The organism is Pseudomonas sp. App30, from assembly GCF_047947025.1.
Lineage (GTDB): Bacteria > Pseudomonadota > Gammaproteobacteria > Pseudomonadales > Pseudomonadaceae > Aquipseudomonas.
Window position 1 is genome coordinate 2493166 of the sequence record NZ_CP133165.1, and the last position, 15665, is coordinate 2508830.

Annotated in this window: 14 protein-coding genes; 6 read left to right on the forward strand and 8 right to left on the reverse strand. The window is 65.9% G+C overall.

Annotated elements, in window-relative coordinates:
• Positions 1–357: 357 nt before the first annotated feature.
• The 4 genes from RAM80_RS11515 to RAM80_RS11530 are packed head-to-tail and all read right to left on the reverse strand — an operon-like array spanning position 358 to position 4655.
• Positions 358–783 carry a group I truncated hemoglobin gene (locus RAM80_RS11515; protein ID WP_416426577.1) on the reverse strand — a complete coding sequence of 142 codons (426 nt, stop codon included), beginning with the start codon at positions 781–783 and terminating at the stop codon, positions 358–360.
• A 1-nt stretch (position 784) separates the two neighbouring features.
• Positions 785–1642, reverse strand: coding sequence for a DUF3034 family protein (locus RAM80_RS11520; protein WP_416426579.1), 858 nt, complete (start codon positions 1640–1642; stop codon positions 785–787).
• Positions 1643–1645: 3 nt separating this feature from the next.
• Positions 1646–3994 (reverse strand): putative bifunctional diguanylate cyclase/phosphodiesterase, encoded by a 2349-nt coding sequence (locus tag RAM80_RS11525; protein ID WP_416426581.1) that lies wholly within the window; start codon positions 3992–3994, stop codon positions 1646–1648.
• Entirely contained in the window at positions 3978–4655 is a 678-nt protein-coding gene (locus RAM80_RS11530) for a methylamine utilization protein (RefSeq protein WP_416426583.1), read from the reverse strand. The genes RAM80_RS11525 and RAM80_RS11530 overlap by 17 nt, the downstream gene beginning before the upstream one ends.
• Before the next feature lie 319 nt (positions 4656–4974).
• On the opposite strand from RAM80_RS11530, the gene lon reads away from it, so the two are divergent.
• The 4 genes from lon to cmoB all read left to right on the forward strand — a co-directional run bounded on the left by lon (position 4975) and on the right by cmoB (position 9809).
• A complete protein-coding gene (gene lon / locus RAM80_RS11535; RefSeq protein WP_416426585.1) occupies positions 4975–7392 on the forward strand; it encodes an endopeptidase La in 2418 nt (805 codons plus the stop codon).
• Positions 7393–7566: 174 nt separating this feature from the next.
• Entirely contained in the window at positions 7567–7959 is a 393-nt protein-coding gene (locus RAM80_RS11540; protein WP_416426586.1) for a protease inhibitor I42 family protein, read from the forward strand.
• A 153-nt stretch (positions 7960–8112) separates the two neighbouring features.
• On the forward strand, positions 8113–8856 hold the full coding sequence (gene cmoA / locus RAM80_RS11545; protein ID WP_416426587.1) for a carboxy-S-adenosyl-L-methionine synthase CmoA: 744 nt from the start codon (positions 8113–8115) through the stop codon (positions 8854–8856).
• Complete coding sequence (gene cmoB / locus RAM80_RS11550; protein WP_416426588.1) at positions 8853–9809, forward strand: tRNA 5-methoxyuridine(34)/uridine 5-oxyacetic acid(34) synthase CmoB; 957 nt, start codon at positions 8853–8855, stop codon at positions 9807–9809. Before cmoA ends, cmoB begins: the two co-directional genes overlap by 4 nt.
• A gap of 77 nt (positions 9810–9886) precedes the next feature.
• Here the strand turns inward: cmoB and RAM80_RS11555 are convergent, their stop codons facing one another.
• The 4 genes from RAM80_RS11555 to RAM80_RS11570 form a co-directional block, all read right to left on the reverse strand.
• Positions 9887–10651 carry an ABC transporter ATP-binding protein gene (locus RAM80_RS11555; RefSeq protein WP_416426589.1) on the reverse strand — a complete coding sequence of 255 codons (765 nt, stop codon included), beginning with the start codon at positions 10649–10651 and terminating at the stop codon, positions 9887–9889.
• Positions 10651–11709: a FecCD family ABC transporter permease gene (locus tag RAM80_RS11560; protein ID WP_416426590.1), complete on the reverse strand. Its 1059-nt coding sequence runs from the start codon at positions 11707–11709 to the stop codon at positions 10651–10653. Before RAM80_RS11560 ends, RAM80_RS11555 begins: the two co-directional genes overlap by 1 nt.
• Complete coding sequence (locus tag RAM80_RS11565) at positions 11706–12851, reverse strand: ABC transporter substrate-binding protein (protein ID WP_416426592.1); 1146 nt, start codon at positions 12849–12851, stop codon at positions 11706–11708. Before RAM80_RS11565 ends, RAM80_RS11560 begins: the two co-directional genes overlap by 4 nt.
• Positions 12852–12935: 84 nt before the next feature.
• Complete coding sequence (locus RAM80_RS11570; protein ID WP_416426593.1) at positions 12936–13616, reverse strand: NUDIX hydrolase; 681 nt, start codon at positions 13614–13616, stop codon at positions 12936–12938.
• A gap of 194 nt (positions 13617–13810) precedes the next feature.
• On the opposite strand from RAM80_RS11570, the gene RAM80_RS11575 reads away from it, so the two are divergent.
• Complete coding sequence (locus tag RAM80_RS11575) at positions 13811–14449, forward strand: isochorismatase family protein (RefSeq protein ID WP_416426594.1); 639 nt, start codon at positions 13811–13813, stop codon at positions 14447–14449.
• A gap of 2 nt (positions 14450–14451) precedes the next feature.
• Positions 14452–15645 carry a nicotinate phosphoribosyltransferase gene (gene pncB, locus RAM80_RS11580; RefSeq protein ID WP_416426596.1) on the forward strand — a complete coding sequence of 398 codons (1194 nt, stop codon included), beginning with the start codon at positions 14452–14454 and terminating at the stop codon, positions 15643–15645.
• The last annotated feature ends 20 nt before the right edge of the window (positions 15646–15665 follow it).

The following is a 15665-nucleotide window of genomic DNA, read 5'->3' on the forward strand; positions in this document are numbered from 1 at the left end:
TCCGAATCCCTCAGAAGCGAGATTCGAAAGCCATGCACATATCCAATATCAAGGGTGATGCAGAATCACCTTTCCGGCCTTACGCCGGCTCACTTTTTGTCAAACGCCACAAAAAGTAAGCAAAAAAGGCTTGCCCCTGCTTGGTCCCTCCGCTTCGCTGCGGGTCCCCTCCCTCCGGCGTCGCCCAAGCGGCCGACGGCCCGGAATAGAAGCGCCTCCGGTTCCGTCTTCCCCGGCTACGCCGTGGACCGCTCGGCCAACGCCTCCAGTCGGCCCTGGCGCTTTATGGGGCACACAATCAAGATCAACGGCCTCACGGGATCAAGATCGAGATCAAGAGCGGGTTCGCGGGCGCCGCTACTTCTCGATGACTTCCCCACGCATTGGCGCCAACCGCGCAATCAGCCGGTTCTGCGCCGTCACCGGCACGCCCTGGTCTTCCATGGCCTTGATCAGGTCCTCCACCAGCGCGTTGAAATCACTGCGGGTCAGGTGCTGGCCCTTGTGCGACTCGGCCATGGTGTCGCCGGTGTAGGTGCACGGCCCGCCCGCCTCGACGCAGAACTGCTCGATCAGCTTGTCACGCAGGCGGGTGATGTTGACGTTGCGGAAGTGCTCGACGATGCGCTCGTCGTGGGCGATGTGCAGCAGCATGCCCTCGACGATCCGGGTGATGCCAGGCTTGGCGCCCAGGTCGCGGTAGAGGCTGTCGTCCTTGGGCGGCTGGGTGTTGGCGGTGCAGGCGCCGAGCAGCAAGGCGGTGGCAAGCAACAGGCGGCGCATGTCAGTAGCTCCCCTGGATCGACAGGTACGTGCCGTTCTGGTTGTCCAGGGTGGCGATTTCGCCCAGGCGCGCGTAGGCCAGCACCACGGACACGTGTTTGTTGGGGAACCAGCCCACGAACAGGTCGGCCCAGTCGCTCTCGCCGGAGAACGACAGGTTGTCAGGCTTTTCCTTGTATTCCAGGCCCACTGCCCAGCGCGGGTTGAACAGCACCGCCACCGAACCCTCCTTGAGCACGCTGCGGGTGTCGCGGCGGTCGCCGCCAAAGCCCAGCACGCCCAGTTCGTTGGCGCGGCTGTAGCGCAGGTTGCCGTTCACCAGCAGGTCGTAGCCGAACGCGCCGCCGAGGAACAGCCGGCTGGCCGCCAGGTAGCCTTCCACGTCGGAGTCGCGCCTGGCGCCGACCATCTGCGGAATTTCGAAATTGTTGTCGTGCTTGTACTCAAGGCCCAGGGACACCTGGGGCAACTGGTCGTAGATCAGGTCGCCGAACAGCCGCACCTTCACCCCGAAGATATCCTGGCCCAGGCTGCTCTGGGGCAGGTCGAGCTTGTGCCCCAGGGTGCCGAGATCGAAGCGCTGGTGCGCGTAGGAGACTTCCACGCGGTTGTCGTAGCTGGCCGCCAGGCCCACCACGTCCAGGTTGTAGTCGGGCAGGTCGACGTGGGTGCCGAACGCCGTAGCGCCCCACTCGCCCTGCTCGCCGTAGCCGGCCAGCACCGCCCAGGGGTTGATGCCGCCACCCGCGGCGCCATCCAGGCTGGAGGCGCCACCGGTGGCCAACAGGCGCCCCTGGTCCGCGACGGCGACCGAAGACAGGCACAACGAACACAGCAACAGGGACAATCGACGGGTCATATTTCAGTGGACCATGGCAGACAATGAAGGCAGGGGTTGCTTGAGCCAGGCCTCGAAGGCCATGGCGGTAAGCGGGCGGCTGATCAGGTAGCCCTGGGCCGTGTCGCAGTGCCAGCGCTCCAGCAGGCGCAGGCTGTGTTCGTATTCGACGCCCTCGGCCACCACCTTGAGCCCCAGGTTGTGGCTCATCTCGATAGTGGAACGCACAATTACCGCGTCTTCGCTGGTTTCATCCAGGTTGCGCACGAACGACTGGTCGATCTTCAGCTCCTGCACCGGCAGGCGCTTGAGGTGCGCCAGCGACGAGTAGCCGGTGCCGAAGTCGTCCACCGACAGGCTGATGCCACATTCGCGCAGGCGGTACAGCACTTTGAGCGCCGACTCCGGCTCGCGCATGATGGCGCTTTCGGTGATCTCGAAAATCAGCTGCCCGGCCGGCACGTCGTACACCTTGAGCAGCGCCAAGACGCGCTCTGCCAGGTCCTGCCCCAGCAAGTCGTCGGCGGAGATGTTCAGTGACAGCTGCACGCGCAGGCCGCGGCCGTTCCATTCGCTGAGCTGGCGGATACCTTCCTCGATCACCCAGCGGGTCAGGATCTGGATGCTGCCGGTGCGTTCGGCCAGTTCGATGAACTCGCCCGGCGAGACGATGCCCAGCTGCGGGTGGTGCCAGCGCAACAGCGCCTCGGCCTGGCGCACCTGGCCCTGGCGGATGTCCAGTTTGGGTTGGTAGTTGAGCAGCAGCTCGCCGTTGTCGGCGGCGCGGCGCAGGTCGCGGATCAGGCGGATCTGGCGCTGGTGCGCCAGGTCGCGGCCCTGCTCGTAGACCTGCAGGCGGCCAGGCATCTGCGAGGCGTCCTTGAGGGCCACGGCGGCGCGGCCCAGCAGCTCCTCGGCGTTGGCGCCATCGGCGGGGAACGCGGCGATGCCGATGCGGCAGTCCAGGGCCACGTCGTGGCCGTTGAAGCGGTGCGGCTTGAGCAGCAGCTGCTGGAGTTTGTCCGCGCGGGCCACGGCGCTGTCGCTGTCGGTGTGCTCCAGTAGCAGCAGGAATTCGTCGGCGATCAGGTGCGCCAGGGTGTCGCCGGGCGTCAGGGTCGCCTGCAGGCGCTGGCTGACCTGTTTCAACAGGCCGTCGACGAACGCCGGGCCGGCGCCTTCGCTCAGCGCGCGCAGGTTGTCCACGCCCAGGTACAGCAGGGCCATGGGCCGGTTGGCGGCGATGGCGCTGCTCAGGCGTTCCATGGCCAGGGTGCGGTTGGGCAGGCCGGTGAGGCTGTCGTGCAGGGCGTTGTGCGCCAGCTGCAGTTCGCGCTCGGCGATGCCCTCGCGCATGTGGTTGAAGGCCTTGGCCAGCACCCCCAGCTCGTCGCGACGCTCCAGGTGCACCGGGCTCTGGTAGTCGCCGTTGCCGATGCGCTGGGCCGCCTGGGCCAGCACTTCCACTGGCTGCGACACGCTGCGCGCCAGCAGCAAGGCGCCGGCCAGGGACGCCGCCAGCGCCGCCAGGGCGATCACCAGAATAGTGTTGTCCAGCGTCGCGAAGGCGTGCAGGGCGTCGTCCAGCGGGCTTTGCAGCAGGGCGATGACCTGGCCGCCGTCGTTGTCATCGAGCATCAGCGGCTGGCTGAGGTAGCGGCGCTGGTCGTGGCTGGCCAGCGACACCTGGTGGCTGGCGCCGTTGGCCAGCATCCACTCGGTAATCGACGGCAGCAGCGCGGGCGGTTGGGTGCTAACCAACGTGCCCAGCTGGCCGCCGTCACGGGACAGGAACGACACCTGCAGGTTGGTCAGGCTGTGCAGTTCCTGGGCCAGCGCGTCGTCCATGACGAAGCCCACCACCACCCGGCCGATGGGCAGCGGCGCCATCACCGGGGCCTCCACCAGCAGGTGCGGTTGGCCCCCCAGGGGCACGATCAGCATGGCCTGGTTCTGCCGCCGCGCATCGCGCAGCGCCTGGTCGAAACGGAACGCCGTGCCATCTGCAAGCCCGGCCACGGTGCTGGCCATGACCTTGCCGTCCATGCCCAGCAGGATCATGTCGCTGGCGCCAATGCGCGAGCCATGGTTGGCCAGGGCCGAGCGAATGGTCGCCGAGTCGCCGCTGGCCACCGCGTCGCGGAAGCCGAAGTCGGCGGCCAGCAGCTGCGCGGCGTCCTTGAGGCGCTTGCCGCGGGCGTCGAGCAGGCGTTCGAATACCCGCGCGCCCAGCTGCAACTGATCGGCAGCCTGGCCCCGCACCGCATCGGTGGTGGCCAGCTTCACCGACAGGGTCAGCGCGGCGATCACCACCAGCAGCAAGAGGATGAGCACGCAGGCGATGCGTGCCTGGAAACTACTTCTCAGTTTCACGGACAGCTTTATTGAAGGCATCGCCGAAGCCACTCGTTTCAGGAGCATGGGGGGTGTCGGCCGCAGGCGGCGTCACCGTGAGGTTCCAGGAACGCTGCAGGCCGCTGGCGGCGACGTCGATGGCGCCACCGCTGACGGTCTGCATGTCGGGCAACTGCGGGTGCCACAGGGTGACCTGATAATGGCCTGGCGGCACGTCCAGGCTGAGGCTGCCGTCGGCACCACTGACGGCAAACCATGGATCATCGGTCACGTAGATATAACCCAGCATCCAGTCATGAATGTTGCAACCCAGCACCACTACCCCGGGTTTGTCGAACAGCAGTGGCTTGGTCGGCGTCCCTTCGTACAAGCGTAGTTCGAAACGCTTGGGGGTTGAGAACGAATACACCTGGTGGCGGATGTTGTCGCTGTTGGGAAACTTGATGTTGGTGCCGGTGTGCACGGCCAGCACGTGGGGCACGAACTCCTGCTTGACCTGGTCCATGTCGGCGTTCGGCGCGGCGTTGCCCGGGCCCTGCCCTTGCAGGCTGAGCACCGCGCCCGGCAGCGGCTTGCCGGCGGGGTCGACGATTTGCACCTTCAATGGCGCGGCCACGCACGCGGCGGCCATACCCAGGCCCAGCAGCGTTGCAGCAACATGCTTGAACAATTTCGCCATAGCGGCACCCAAGGTCAGAAATCAGAATGCGCCAGCCTTGGCAATCGCGTGCTCCGGCAGATTAACCGTACCGGACAAAGAGATCACGCGGAAAAAAGAGGCAAATAGCCATCACTGAATTTTCCCGACGAAAGGCGGCGAGCCAGGCCGCGAGAATAGCACTTGAACGTCTATTCCGTGGCCTGCAACACAGCTCATGTGCACGTGCCGGTGGGTATATGAAGGTTATCGTCAGCTTTTGGTAAAGCTGGAGTGCCGCCATTGAAACCACCGGGCATCTGCCCCATCTAACCGCCATAGTCATTTGCGCAGGTGCCCCATGAGCGACCAGCAGGATTTCCCCGAACACCCGAACGAGCAGCCGGACCACGAGCACATCGAGCATTCGCCCCATTCCAGCACCGAGCTGGCCTTGCCCGACCAGAACCTGCCGGACAAGGTCTACATCATCCCGATCCACAACCGGCCGTTCTTCCCGGCCCAGGTGCTGCCGGTCATCGTCAACGAGGAGCCCTGGGCCGAGACCCTCGACCTGGTAGCCAAGGAGCCGCACCACTCGCTGGCTCTGTTCTTCATGGAGACGCCCCAGGACACCCGCCACCTGGACACCTCCAACCTGCCGCTGTACGGCACCCTGGTGAAGATCCACCACGCCAGCCGCGAGAACGGCAAGCTGCAGTTCGTGGCCCAGGGCTTGTCGCGGGTGCGCATCCGCTCCTGGCTCAAGCACCACCGCCCGCCGTACCTGGTGGAAGTCGAATACCCGCACCAGCCGGCCGAGCCCACCGACGAGGTGAAGGCCTACGGCATGGCCCTGATCAACGCGATCAAGGAACTGCTGCCGCTCAACCCGCTTTACAGCGAGGAGCTGAAGAACTACCTCAACCGCTTCAGCCCCAACGACCCGTCGCCGCTCACCGACTTTGCCGCCGCCCTGACTTCGGCCACCGGGGCCGAGCTGCAACAGGTGCTGGACTGCGTGCCGATGCTCAAGCGCATGGAAAAAGTGCTGCCCATGCTGCGCAAGGAAGTGGAAGTGGCGCGGCTGCAGAAAGAGATCTCCGCCGAGGTGAACCGGCAGATCGGCGAGCACCAGCGCGAGTTCTTCCTGAAGGAACAGCTCAAGGTCATCCAGCAGGAGCTGGGCCTGACCAAGGACGACCGCAGCGCCGACCTCGAACAGTTCCAGCAGCGCCTGGAAGGCAAGACCCTGCCCGCCCAAGCGCAGAAACGCATCGACGAGGAAATGGGCAAGCTGGCCATCCTGGAGACCGGCTCGCCGGAATACGCCGTCACCCGCAATTACCTGGAATGGGCCACCGCCCTGCCCTGGGGCGTGTACGGCAAGGACAAGCTGGACCTCAAGTTCGCCCGCAAGGTAATGGACCAGCACCACGCCGGCCTGGATGACATCAAGAGCCGCATCCTCGAATTCCTCGCCGTGGGCGCCTACAAGGGCGAGATCAGCGGCTCCATCGTGCTGCTGGTGGGCCCGCCGGGCGTGGGCAAGACCAGCGTCGGCAAGTCCATCGCCGAATCCCTGGGGCGGCCGTTCTACCGCTTCAGCGTCGGCGGCATGCGCGACGAGGCCGAGATCAAGGGCCACCGCCGCACCTACATCGGCGCCCAGCCGGGCAAGCTGGTGCAGGCGCTGAAGGACGTGGAGGTGATGAACCCGGTGATCATGCTCGACGAGATCGACAAGATGGGCCAGAGCTACCAGGGCGACCCGGCCTCGGCGCTGCTGGAAACCCTGGACCCGGAACAGAACGTCGATTTCCTCGACCACTACCTGGACCTGCGCCTGGACCTGTCCAAGGTGCTGTTCGTGTGCACCGCCAACACCCTGGACTCCATCCCCGGGCCGTTGCTGGACCGCATGGAAGTGATTCGCCTGTCGGGCTACATCACCGAGGAAAAGCTGGCCATCGCCAAGCGCCACCTGTGGCCCAAGCAGCTGGAAAAGGCCGGCGTCGACAAGAGCAAGCTGAGCATCAGCGACAGCGCCCTGCGCGCGGTGATCGAGGGCTACGCCCGCGAGGCCGGCGTGCGCCAGCTGGAGAAACAGCTGGGCAAGCTGGTGCGCAAGGCCGTGGTGAAACTGCTGGATGAGCCGGACCAGGTCATCAAGCTGGGGCCCAAGGACCTGGAAGCCTCGCTGGGCATGCCGGTGTTCCGCAGCGAGCAGGTGCTGTCGGGCAAGGGCGTGATCACCGGCCTTGCCTGGACCAGCATGGGCGGCGCCACGCTGCCCATCGAGGCCACGCGCATCCACACCCACAACCGTGGCTTCAAGCTGACCGGGCAGTTGGGCGAGGTGATGAAGGAGTCGGCGGAGATCGCCCACAGCTACATCAGCTCCAACCTGAAGCAGTTCGGCGCCGACACCACCTTCTTCGACGAGGCCTTCGTGCACCTGCACGTGCCCGAGGGCGCCACGCCCAAGGACGGCCCCAGCGCCGGCGTGACCATGGCCAGCGCCCTGCTGTCCCTGGCCCGCGACCAGGCGCCGAAGAAAGGCGTGGCCATGACCGGCGAGCTGACCTTGACCGGGCACGTGCTGCCCATTGGCGGGGTGCGCGAGAAAGTCATCGCCGCACGCCGGCAGAAGATCAACGAACTGATCCTGCCGGAGGCCAACCGTGGCAACTTCGAAGAGCTGCCCGATTACCTCAAGCAGGGGCTGACGGTGCACTTCGCCAAGCGCTTCGCTGATGTAGCCAAGGTACTGTTCTAAGTCCGCCGCACGCAATCTGTAGCCGCTGCCGCCAGGCTGCGCTGGCCCTCTGCCTCGCTGAAGATATTCGGTGAACCCCAGGGCCAGCGCAGCCTGCGGCAGCGGCTACAGCTGTGCGCCATGACACACATCTTCGGTTATGCTGGCGGCCATCCCGTTCACCTGGAGCCGTCCATGACCGCTGCCCGCCTCCTCCTGCCTGCCAGCCTCGCGCTGCTGGCCGCCTGCGCCCAGCAACCGACGCACAACGTCGACCTGGCCAAGCAAAGCCAATGCCCCTTGAAACTGGTCACCGGCCAGACCCTGACCCTGGCCCTGCCCAGCAACCCCACCACCGGCTACCGCTGGCTGGTGCAGAACCCTGCGCCCAACGTGCTGCAGGTGCTCAGCCCCGAGGTCTACACCAACCCCGAGGACGCCGGCCTGGTCGGCGCGGCCGGCCAGTCGGTGTGGCGCTTCCAGGCCAAGGCCGCGGGCGACGGGCACTTGCTGCTGGTGTTGCAGCAGCCGTGGGCGCCGGAGGTGAAGCCGGTGCAGGTGTTTGATTGTTCCATCAGCGTCAAATAGCCCTTGTGGGAGCTGGCTTGCCAGCGAGCTTTTAGAGGGTCCCAACAGCTCGCTGGCAAGCCAGCTCCCACAGTCTGTCTATCTCACCTGCAATAAACCGCCAATCCCGGTAAAATCCCGGCCTTCGTTTTTTACCGACCCGCCGGAACCGCCGTGAGCAAAGAACCCGACCGCCTTTTCGCCCAGCCCCTGGCCCAGGTGCCCGACTTCGCCTTCAACGAAGACGTGGTGCGGGTGTTCCCGGACATGATCAAGCGCTCGGTGCCCGGCTACCCGACCATTGTCGAGAACCTCGGCGTGCTGGCCGCGCAGTTCGCCCAGCCGCACACCGCGCTGTACGACCTGGGCAGTTCCCTGGGCGCCGTCACCCAGTCGTTGCGCCGCCACGTGCGCAGCGACGACTGCCGGGTGATCGCCGTGGACAATTCCAGCGCCATGGTCGAGCGCTGCCGCGAATACCTCAACGCCCAGGACTCGATGTTCCAGGAGCTGCTGCCGGTGCAGGTCATCGAAGGCGACATCCTCAGCCTGGACTTCGCCCCGGCGTCGGTCATCGCCATGAACTTCACCCTGCAGTTCATCGCCCCCGACCAGCGCCTGGGCCTGCTGCAACGCATCCGCCAGGCCCTGGTGCCGGGCGGCGCGCTGATTCTGTCGGAGAAGCTGCGCTTCGCCGATGAACAGGAACACGAACTGCTCACCGACCTGCACATCGCCTTCAAGCGTGCCAATGGCTACAGCGAACTGGAAATTGCCCAGAAGCGCAGCGCCATCGAGAACGTGATGAAGCCCGACAGCCTGGAGGAAAACCGCGAGCGCCTGCTGGCCGCCGGTTTCTCCAAGGTGGTGCCTTGGTTCCAATGCCTTAACTTTGCCTCGTTGATTGCCCTGCCATGATTGATCTAGCCCCCCTGGTCCGCCGCATGGCGGGCACGCCCCTGGCCAAGTGGAGCGAGGGCCTGCAGGCCCAGCTCGACGCCAAGATGGAAAAAGGCCACGGTGACCTGGAACGCTGGCAAGCGGCCCTGGACGCCCTGCCCGCCCTGGTGCCCAGCGAAGTCGAGCTGGCCAGCAGCCTGACCCTGGACTGCGCCTGCGACGACGCCACCCGCGCACAGATGCGCAGCGCGCTGATGGGCCTGTCGCCCTGGCGCAAGGGCCCGTTCAACCTGTTCGGCGTGCACGTGGACACCGAATGGCGCTCGGACTGGAAGTGGTCGCGAGTGGCCCCGCACCTCGACCTCAAGGGCAAGCGCGTGCTGGACGTGGGCTGCGGCAATGGCTACTACCAGTGGCGCATGCTCGGCGCCGGCGCCGACAGCGTCATCGGCGTGGACCCCAACTGGCTGTTCTTCTGCCAGTTCCAGGCCGTGCAGCGCTACCTGCCGGACCTGCCTGCCTGGCACCTGCCGTTCGCCCTGGAGGACCTGCCGGCGAACCTGGAAGGCTTCGACACGGTGTTTTCCATGGGCGTGTTCTACCACCGCCGCTCGCCCATCGAACACCTGCTGGCCCTCAAGGACTGCCTGGTGAAGGGCGGCGAACTGGTGCTGGAAACCCTGGTGGTGGAAGGCGACAAGCACCAGGTGCTGGTGCCCGAGGACCGCTACGCGCAGATGCGCAACGTGTGGTTCCTGCCCTCGGTGCCGGCCCTGGAACTGTGGCTGCGGCGCGCCGGTTTCACTGACATCGAGTGCGTGGACGTGAGCCTGACCACCGTGCAGGAACAGCGCAGCACCGAGTGGATGAAATACCAGTCGCTGGGTGATTTCCTCGACCCCAACGACCACAGCCGCACCATCGAAGGCCTGCCGGCGCCGATGCGCGCGGTGATCAAGGCCCGCAAGTAATCCACCTGTGGGAGCTGGCTTGCCAGCGAGCTGTGGCTGCCCCGAAAAGCTCGCTGGCAAGCCAGCTCCCACAAGGGTTACACCAACCCGTCGATCATCACCTGGGCGCTGCCCTGCGAGCAGCGCTCCACCCGCCCGCGCACGCCATACACCGCCGCCAGGCTGTCACTGTCGATGACCTCGGCCGGCGCCCCATGGGCAATCAACCGCCCGCCCTTGAGCATCAGCACCCGGTCGGTCTGGCGCAGGCTGATGTTGATGTCGTGCAGCACGATCAGGGTCACCATGTTGCGCTCGCGGGTCTCCTGGCCAATCACCTCCATCACGTGAAACTGGTGGTTGAGGTCCAGCGCGCTCAGCGGCTCGTCCAGCAACAGCAGCAGCGGCTTGCGGATCAGCGCCTGGGCCAGGCCCACCAACTGCTTCTGCCCGCCTGACAGCTGGTCGAGGAAGCTCATGGCCAGGTGGGCGATGCCCAGCCGCTCCAGCAGCGCCCGGGCTTCGTCGATGTCCTGCTGGCGCGGGGTGTTGCCACTGGCGCGGCGCGCCACCAGCAACGATTCGAACACCCGCAGGTGCACGCTGGCCGGCAGGCTCTGGGGCAGGTACACCACGCGCTCGGCGCGGGCGGCGTAGCTGGCCTTGAGCAGGTCGTCGCTTTCCAGCAACACCTGGCCGCTGGCCGGCGTCAGGCCGGCGATGGCCTTGAGCAGGGTGGACTTGCCGCAGCCGTTGGGCCCCAGCAACGCGGTGACCTGGCCCCGGCCGATGCCGGCCAGCGACAGCTGCTCGATGATGCGACGCTTGCCGTAGCTGACGTCCAGTTGCCGTACTTCAAGCATCAGTGGCCTCCGCTGCGGCGCAGCACGATGGACAGGAAGAAGGGAATGCCCACCAGCGAGGTGACGATACCCACGGGAATCAGCACCCCGGGGATGATGTTCTTCGACGCCACCGAGGCCAGCGACAGAATCAACGCGCCGGCCAGGGCGCTGCCCGGCAGGTAGAAGCGATGGTCCTCGCCGAACAGCAGCCGCGCGATGTGCGGGCCCACCAGGCCGATGAAGCCGATGGTGCCGACGAAAGCCACCGCCAGCGCCGACAGCACGCTGACCCGCAGCAAGGTGCCCAGGCGCAGGCGCTTGACGTCGATGCCGAAGCTGGCGGCGCGGTCTTCACCCAGGCGCAGCGCGGTCAGCTGCCAGGCCCGGCGCAGGGCCAGGGGCAAGGCCACCGCCACGGCCAGCGCCAGCAGGCCGACCTTCATCCAGCTGGCCCGTGCCAGGCTGCCCAGGGTCCAGAACACCAGGGCCTGCAGCGAGTCCTCGGTGGCCACGAACTGAATCAGCGATACCAACGCACCAAAGGTGAAGCCCAGGGCAATGCCGAACAGCACCACCACGCTGGTGTCGGCCTTGCGCCAGCGCGCCAGCAGGTCCAACGCCAGGGTGGCGATCAGGGCGAAGATGAAGGCATTGATCGCCACCAGCCACTCGTCCGGCACGCCGGGAATGCCCAGGTTCAGCACAATCGCCAACGCTGCGCCAAACGCCGCGGCATGGGACACGCCCAGGGTGAACGGGCTGGCCAACGGGTTGTTGAGGATGGTCTGCATCTCGGCGCCGGCCAGGCCCAGGGCGGCGCCCACCAGCACTGCCATCAGCGCCTGGGGCAGGCGAATGCTCCAGACAATCACCTGCTGGCCAGGGTTCACCGAGGCCTTGTGCACCAGGGTCTGCCACAGGTCGTGCAAGGTCAGGCCCGATGGCCCGAGGGTGAAGTCCAGCAGCAGCGAGGCGACGATGGCCACCGCGAACAGCCCCAGCAGCACCAGGCGCCGGCGCAGCACGCGCTGGTAGTCGTCGGTGATCGCCTGCTGCGTTGCAACCTCCATGTTCATGGCGCAGCCTTCAGGTCGGCCCAGAAGGCGCCGCTGATGTCTTCAGGCAACATTTTCTGCAGCTCCGCCTGGGTCTTCAGCGGGTCGAGGTCCTTGAACTGTTGCGGGTAGAACCACTTGGCCATGGCTTCCACCGCCATGATGTTCAGCGGCGAGTTGTAGAAGTTGTGCCACAGGCCATGCACCCGGCCTTCGCGCACGGCGGTAAGGCTGTTGATGCCTTCGCGGGCCACCAGCGGCTGCATGCTGGCGCGGGCATTCGCCACGCTCACGCCGATACCGGCCTTGTAGCCAGGGTCGGTGGCGGTGTTGTCGCGGGTGCCGTCGACCAGATAGAAGCGTGGATCGGTGGCGATGAGTTTTTCCAGGTTGATATCGCCAATGATCCCCGGCAGCAACCCGACAGCAATGTTGTTGCCGCCAGCCGCCTCGATGAAGTCGCCCATGTTGCCGTTGCCGGCGGTGTGGCAGCAGGGAATGCCGCCCTTGCCCACCCCTGCGAGCATCTCGAGGAACACAGTGGGGCGTTGTTCATGGGGAATGGCGTTGACCACATCCTGCACGTGCTTGAGGTGCTGCTGGTAGAAATCGATGTAGGCCTGGGCCTGTGGCTCGCGGTGCAGCACCTGGCCCAGCAGGCGCATGCTGGGCACGGTGTTCTGCATCGGGTGCTGGCGGAAGTCGATGAACACCACCGGCACGCCGGCGTCCTGCAGCTGCTTGACGATGGGGTTGTCCAGGCTCGGGCCATGGCCGGCGATGCCGAAGATGGCCACGTCGGGGTTCAGGGCCAGGACCTTCTCGGCGCTGACGCTGGCTTCGGAGGTGGTGCCAATGGTGGGCACCTTGGCGATGGCCGGGTAAATGGCCTTGAAGGCGTCGTAGCCGGGCTTGTCCACCGAGCTCAGTTCACCCTGCCAGCCGGCCACGCGCTGGAACGGCTGCTTGCCGTCCAGCAGCGCCATGGCGTAGATCATCCGCCCCTCGCCCAGCAGCACGTGCTGGGGGTTGTCCGGCACCTGCACCGTGCGCCCGGCGATGTCGGTGACCGTCTGCGCCAGCAGCAACGGGCTGAACAGGCTCAGGGCCAGGGCGGCCAGCAGGCCTTTGGCGCGGGTGGAACGGGTTGCACGGCGTTGCATCGGGACACCTCGGTCGGATGAAAAACGCCGCCGATTTTAACTGCCAATGATTCTTAACTCCGTGAAACATGTGTCAGGTGTGGCTCACACCAGCACGCTGCGGTCGAACACGAACACCTTGCCCGGCTCCGGGCGGTGCTCGAGCAGGGTCTGCGGGCGGCCCATGGGCGGGCGGTTCTTTTCCCCGGTGTCGACGATCCAGCCCTTGTCCTTCATGCGTTCCAGGCGCCCGCGCAAGGTGGTGTGCTGCACCGCCTGGCCCAGGCTGGCCTCGAACGCGGCCAGGGCCTCGGTGACGGTGAAGCGCGGTTGCAGCAGGTGCAGCGGCAAGGCCGTGTACACCGCCTTCGCCGACAGGCGGGCGTGGGCCTGGGCCACCAGTTCGGCGTGGTCGAAGGGCAGCGCCGGGATGGCGTCCAGGGCGAAGAAGCGCAGGTCATCGCCTTCCAGCGCCGTGGTCGGGCACAGCAGCGCCAGGTAAATGGTGCTCATGGACCAGCCACGCGGGTCGCGGCTGGCGCTGCCCACGGTGGCCACCTGCTCCAGGTGACGCGGCACCACCCGCGCCTTCTCGTCCAGGGCGCGGGTGGCGGCGGCGTCCAGGCTGGCATCGGCGCAGCGACCGTTCACCAGCACGCCGGGCAGCGCCCACTGGTCCTTGAACGGCTCGCGGGCGCGGCGAATCAGCAGCAGCTCCAGGCGCTGCTGCGGGTTGAGGCGCAGGGCGACGATGTCGACGCTGGCCAGTATCTGCGCGTTGTTCATGGGTGGCAGGTCCTGTTGGGGTGCGGCTGATGGCCCTATCGCGAGCAAGCTCGGCTCCTACAGCGTACACGCCGTCCCGTAGGAGCCGAGCTTGCTCGCGATGAGGCCAGCAGGTTCGATGCAAATTTCTGCTTGACCACATATTACATCAGGTGGAATATGTAGTCACGCACAGCGAAGCAAGGAGTTGCCCCATGAAGATCGCCAGTTTCGACATCGACGCCCAGAAAGGCTTCACCCCCCTCTGCCCGGCCGAGCTGCCGGTGCCCGAAGGCCATCTGATCGGTGCGGCGCTCAACCACCTGGCCAGCTTCGCCAGCCTGCGCCTGGGCAGCAAGGACGCCCACTCGCCGCAAGCGGCCTGGGTGGTCGACAGCCCGGAAAAAATGCTCCAGCCGCTGGCCCTGCCCAACGCCGACATCACCTGGGTCAGCCACTGCGTGCCCGGCACCACCGGCTTCGAGCTGCTGGACGAGCTACCCAAGCCGCTGGACTACGATTTCTTCGTGTGGAAAGGCATCGAGCCCGACCTGCACCCCTACGGCGCCTGCTACCACGACCTGGCCGACACCCGCAGCACCGGCGCCATCGAGTTCCTGCGCCAGCAGGCGGTGGGCTTCGTGCTGGTGGGCGGCCTGGCGCTGGACTACTGCGTAAAGACCACCGCCCTGCAGCTGCGCAACGCCGGCTTCCGCGTCGGCGTGTACCTGCCCGCCTGCCGCGCCATCGCCCAAGCCACTGCCACCGCCGCCTGCCAGCAGATGCAGGCCGCGGGCATCGAACTCTATGCCAGCGCCGCTGAACTGGCTGCTGCCGTGAACAAGGAGGCCTGAGCATGGCCGAGAGCGTATTTGCCGACCGTATCGTGCAGAACCTGCTGGACACCGACTTCTACAAACTGACGATGATGCAGGCGGTGCTGCACAACTACCCCAACGCCGAGGTGGAGTGGGAATTCCGCTGCCGCAACGCCGAGGACCTGACCCCGTACCTGGCCGAGATCCGCTACCAGATCGAGCGCCTGGCCGACATTTCCATCACCCACGACCAGCTGGCGTTTCTCGAACGCATTCCGTTCATGAAGCCGGACTTCATCCGCTTCCTCAGCCTGTTCCGCTTCAACCTGCGCTACGTGCACACCAGCGTCGAGGCCGGCCAGCTGTGCATTCGCCTGCGCGGGCCGTGGCTGCACGTGATTCTCTACGAGATCCCGCTGCTGGCGATCATCAGCGAGGTGCGCAACCGCCAGCGCTACGGCAATATCGTCATGGAGCAGGCCAGCGAGCAGCTGTACAAGAAGCTCGACTGGCTCAAGGGCGAAGCCAGCGCCAGCGAACTGGCCGGCTTCCAGCTGGCCGACTTCGGCACCCGCCGGCGTTTCAGCTACCGGGTGCAGGAAGAGGTGGTGCACATCCTCAAGCGCGACTTCCCCGGCCGTTTCGTCGGCACCAGCAACGTGCACCTGGCCCGCGAACTGGACGTGAAGCCCATCGGCACCATGGCCCACGAGTGGTTCATGGCCCACCAGCAACTGGGCCCGCGCCTCATCGACAGCCAGATCGCCGCCCTCGACTGCTGGGTGCGCGAATACCGTGGCCTGCTGGGTATCGCCCTGACCGACTGCATCACCATGAATGCCTTCCTCAAGGACTTCGACCTGTACTTCGCCAAGCTCTTCGACGGCCTGCGCCACGATTCCGGCGACCCGCTGCAGTGGGCGGAAAAGGCCATCCAACACTATGAAAGCCTGGGCATCGACCCGCTGAGCAAAACCCTGATCTTCTCCGACGGCCTGAACCTGCCCAAGGCGCTGGAACTGTATAGAGCGCTGCACGGGCGGATCAATGTAAGCTTCGGCATCGGCACCAACCTGACCTGCGACATACCCGGGGTCGAGCCCATGAACATCGTGATCAAGATGACCGCCTGCAACGGCCATCCGGTGGCGAAGATTTCCGATACGCCGGGCAAGACCCAGTGCCTGGACGAGAACTTCGTCACCTACCTCAAACATGTATTTCGCGTCTGAATCGCACCCTCAGGAGTTCG

Coding starts and splice junctions, on each gene's coding strand:
- RAM80_RS11515 (WP_416426577.1), bottom strand. CDS start 783: ATGCGCCGCCTGTTGCTTGCCACCGCCTTGCTGCTCGGCGCCTGCACC.
- RAM80_RS11520 (WP_416426579.1), bottom strand. CDS start 1,642: ATGACCCGTCGATTGTCCCTGTTGCTGTGTTCGTTGTGCCTGTCTTCG.
- RAM80_RS11530 (WP_416426583.1), bottom strand. CDS start 4,655: ATGGCGAAATTGTTCAAGCATGTTGCTGCAACGCTGCTGGGCCTGGGT.
- lon (WP_416426585.1), top strand. CDS start 4,975: ATGAGCGACCAGCAGGATTTCCCCGAACACCCGAACGAGCAGCCGGAC.
- RAM80_RS11540 (WP_416426586.1), top strand. CDS start 7,567: ATGACCGCTGCCCGCCTCCTCCTGCCTGCCAGCCTCGCGCTGCTGGCC.
- cmoB (WP_416426588.1), top strand. CDS start 8,853: ATGATTGATCTAGCCCCCCTGGTCCGCCGCATGGCGGGCACGCCCCTG.
- RAM80_RS11555 (WP_416426589.1), bottom strand. CDS start 10,651: ATGCTTGAAGTACGGCAACTGGACGTCAGCTACGGCAAGCGTCGCATC.
- RAM80_RS11560 (WP_416426590.1), bottom strand. CDS start 11,709: ATGAACATGGAGGTTGCAACGCAGCAGGCGATCACCGACGACTACCAG.
- RAM80_RS11565 (WP_416426592.1), bottom strand. CDS start 12,851: ATGCAACGCCGTGCAACCCGTTCCACCCGCGCCAAAGGCCTGCTGGCC.
- RAM80_RS11570 (WP_416426593.1), bottom strand. CDS start 13,616: ATGAACAACGCGCAGATACTGGCCAGCGTCGACATCGTCGCCCTGCGC.
- RAM80_RS11575 (WP_416426594.1), top strand. CDS start 13,811: ATGAAGATCGCCAGTTTCGACATCGACGCCCAGAAAGGCTTCACCCCC.
- pncB (WP_416426596.1), top strand. CDS start 14,452: ATGGCCGAGAGCGTATTTGCCGACCGTATCGTGCAGAACCTGCTGGAC.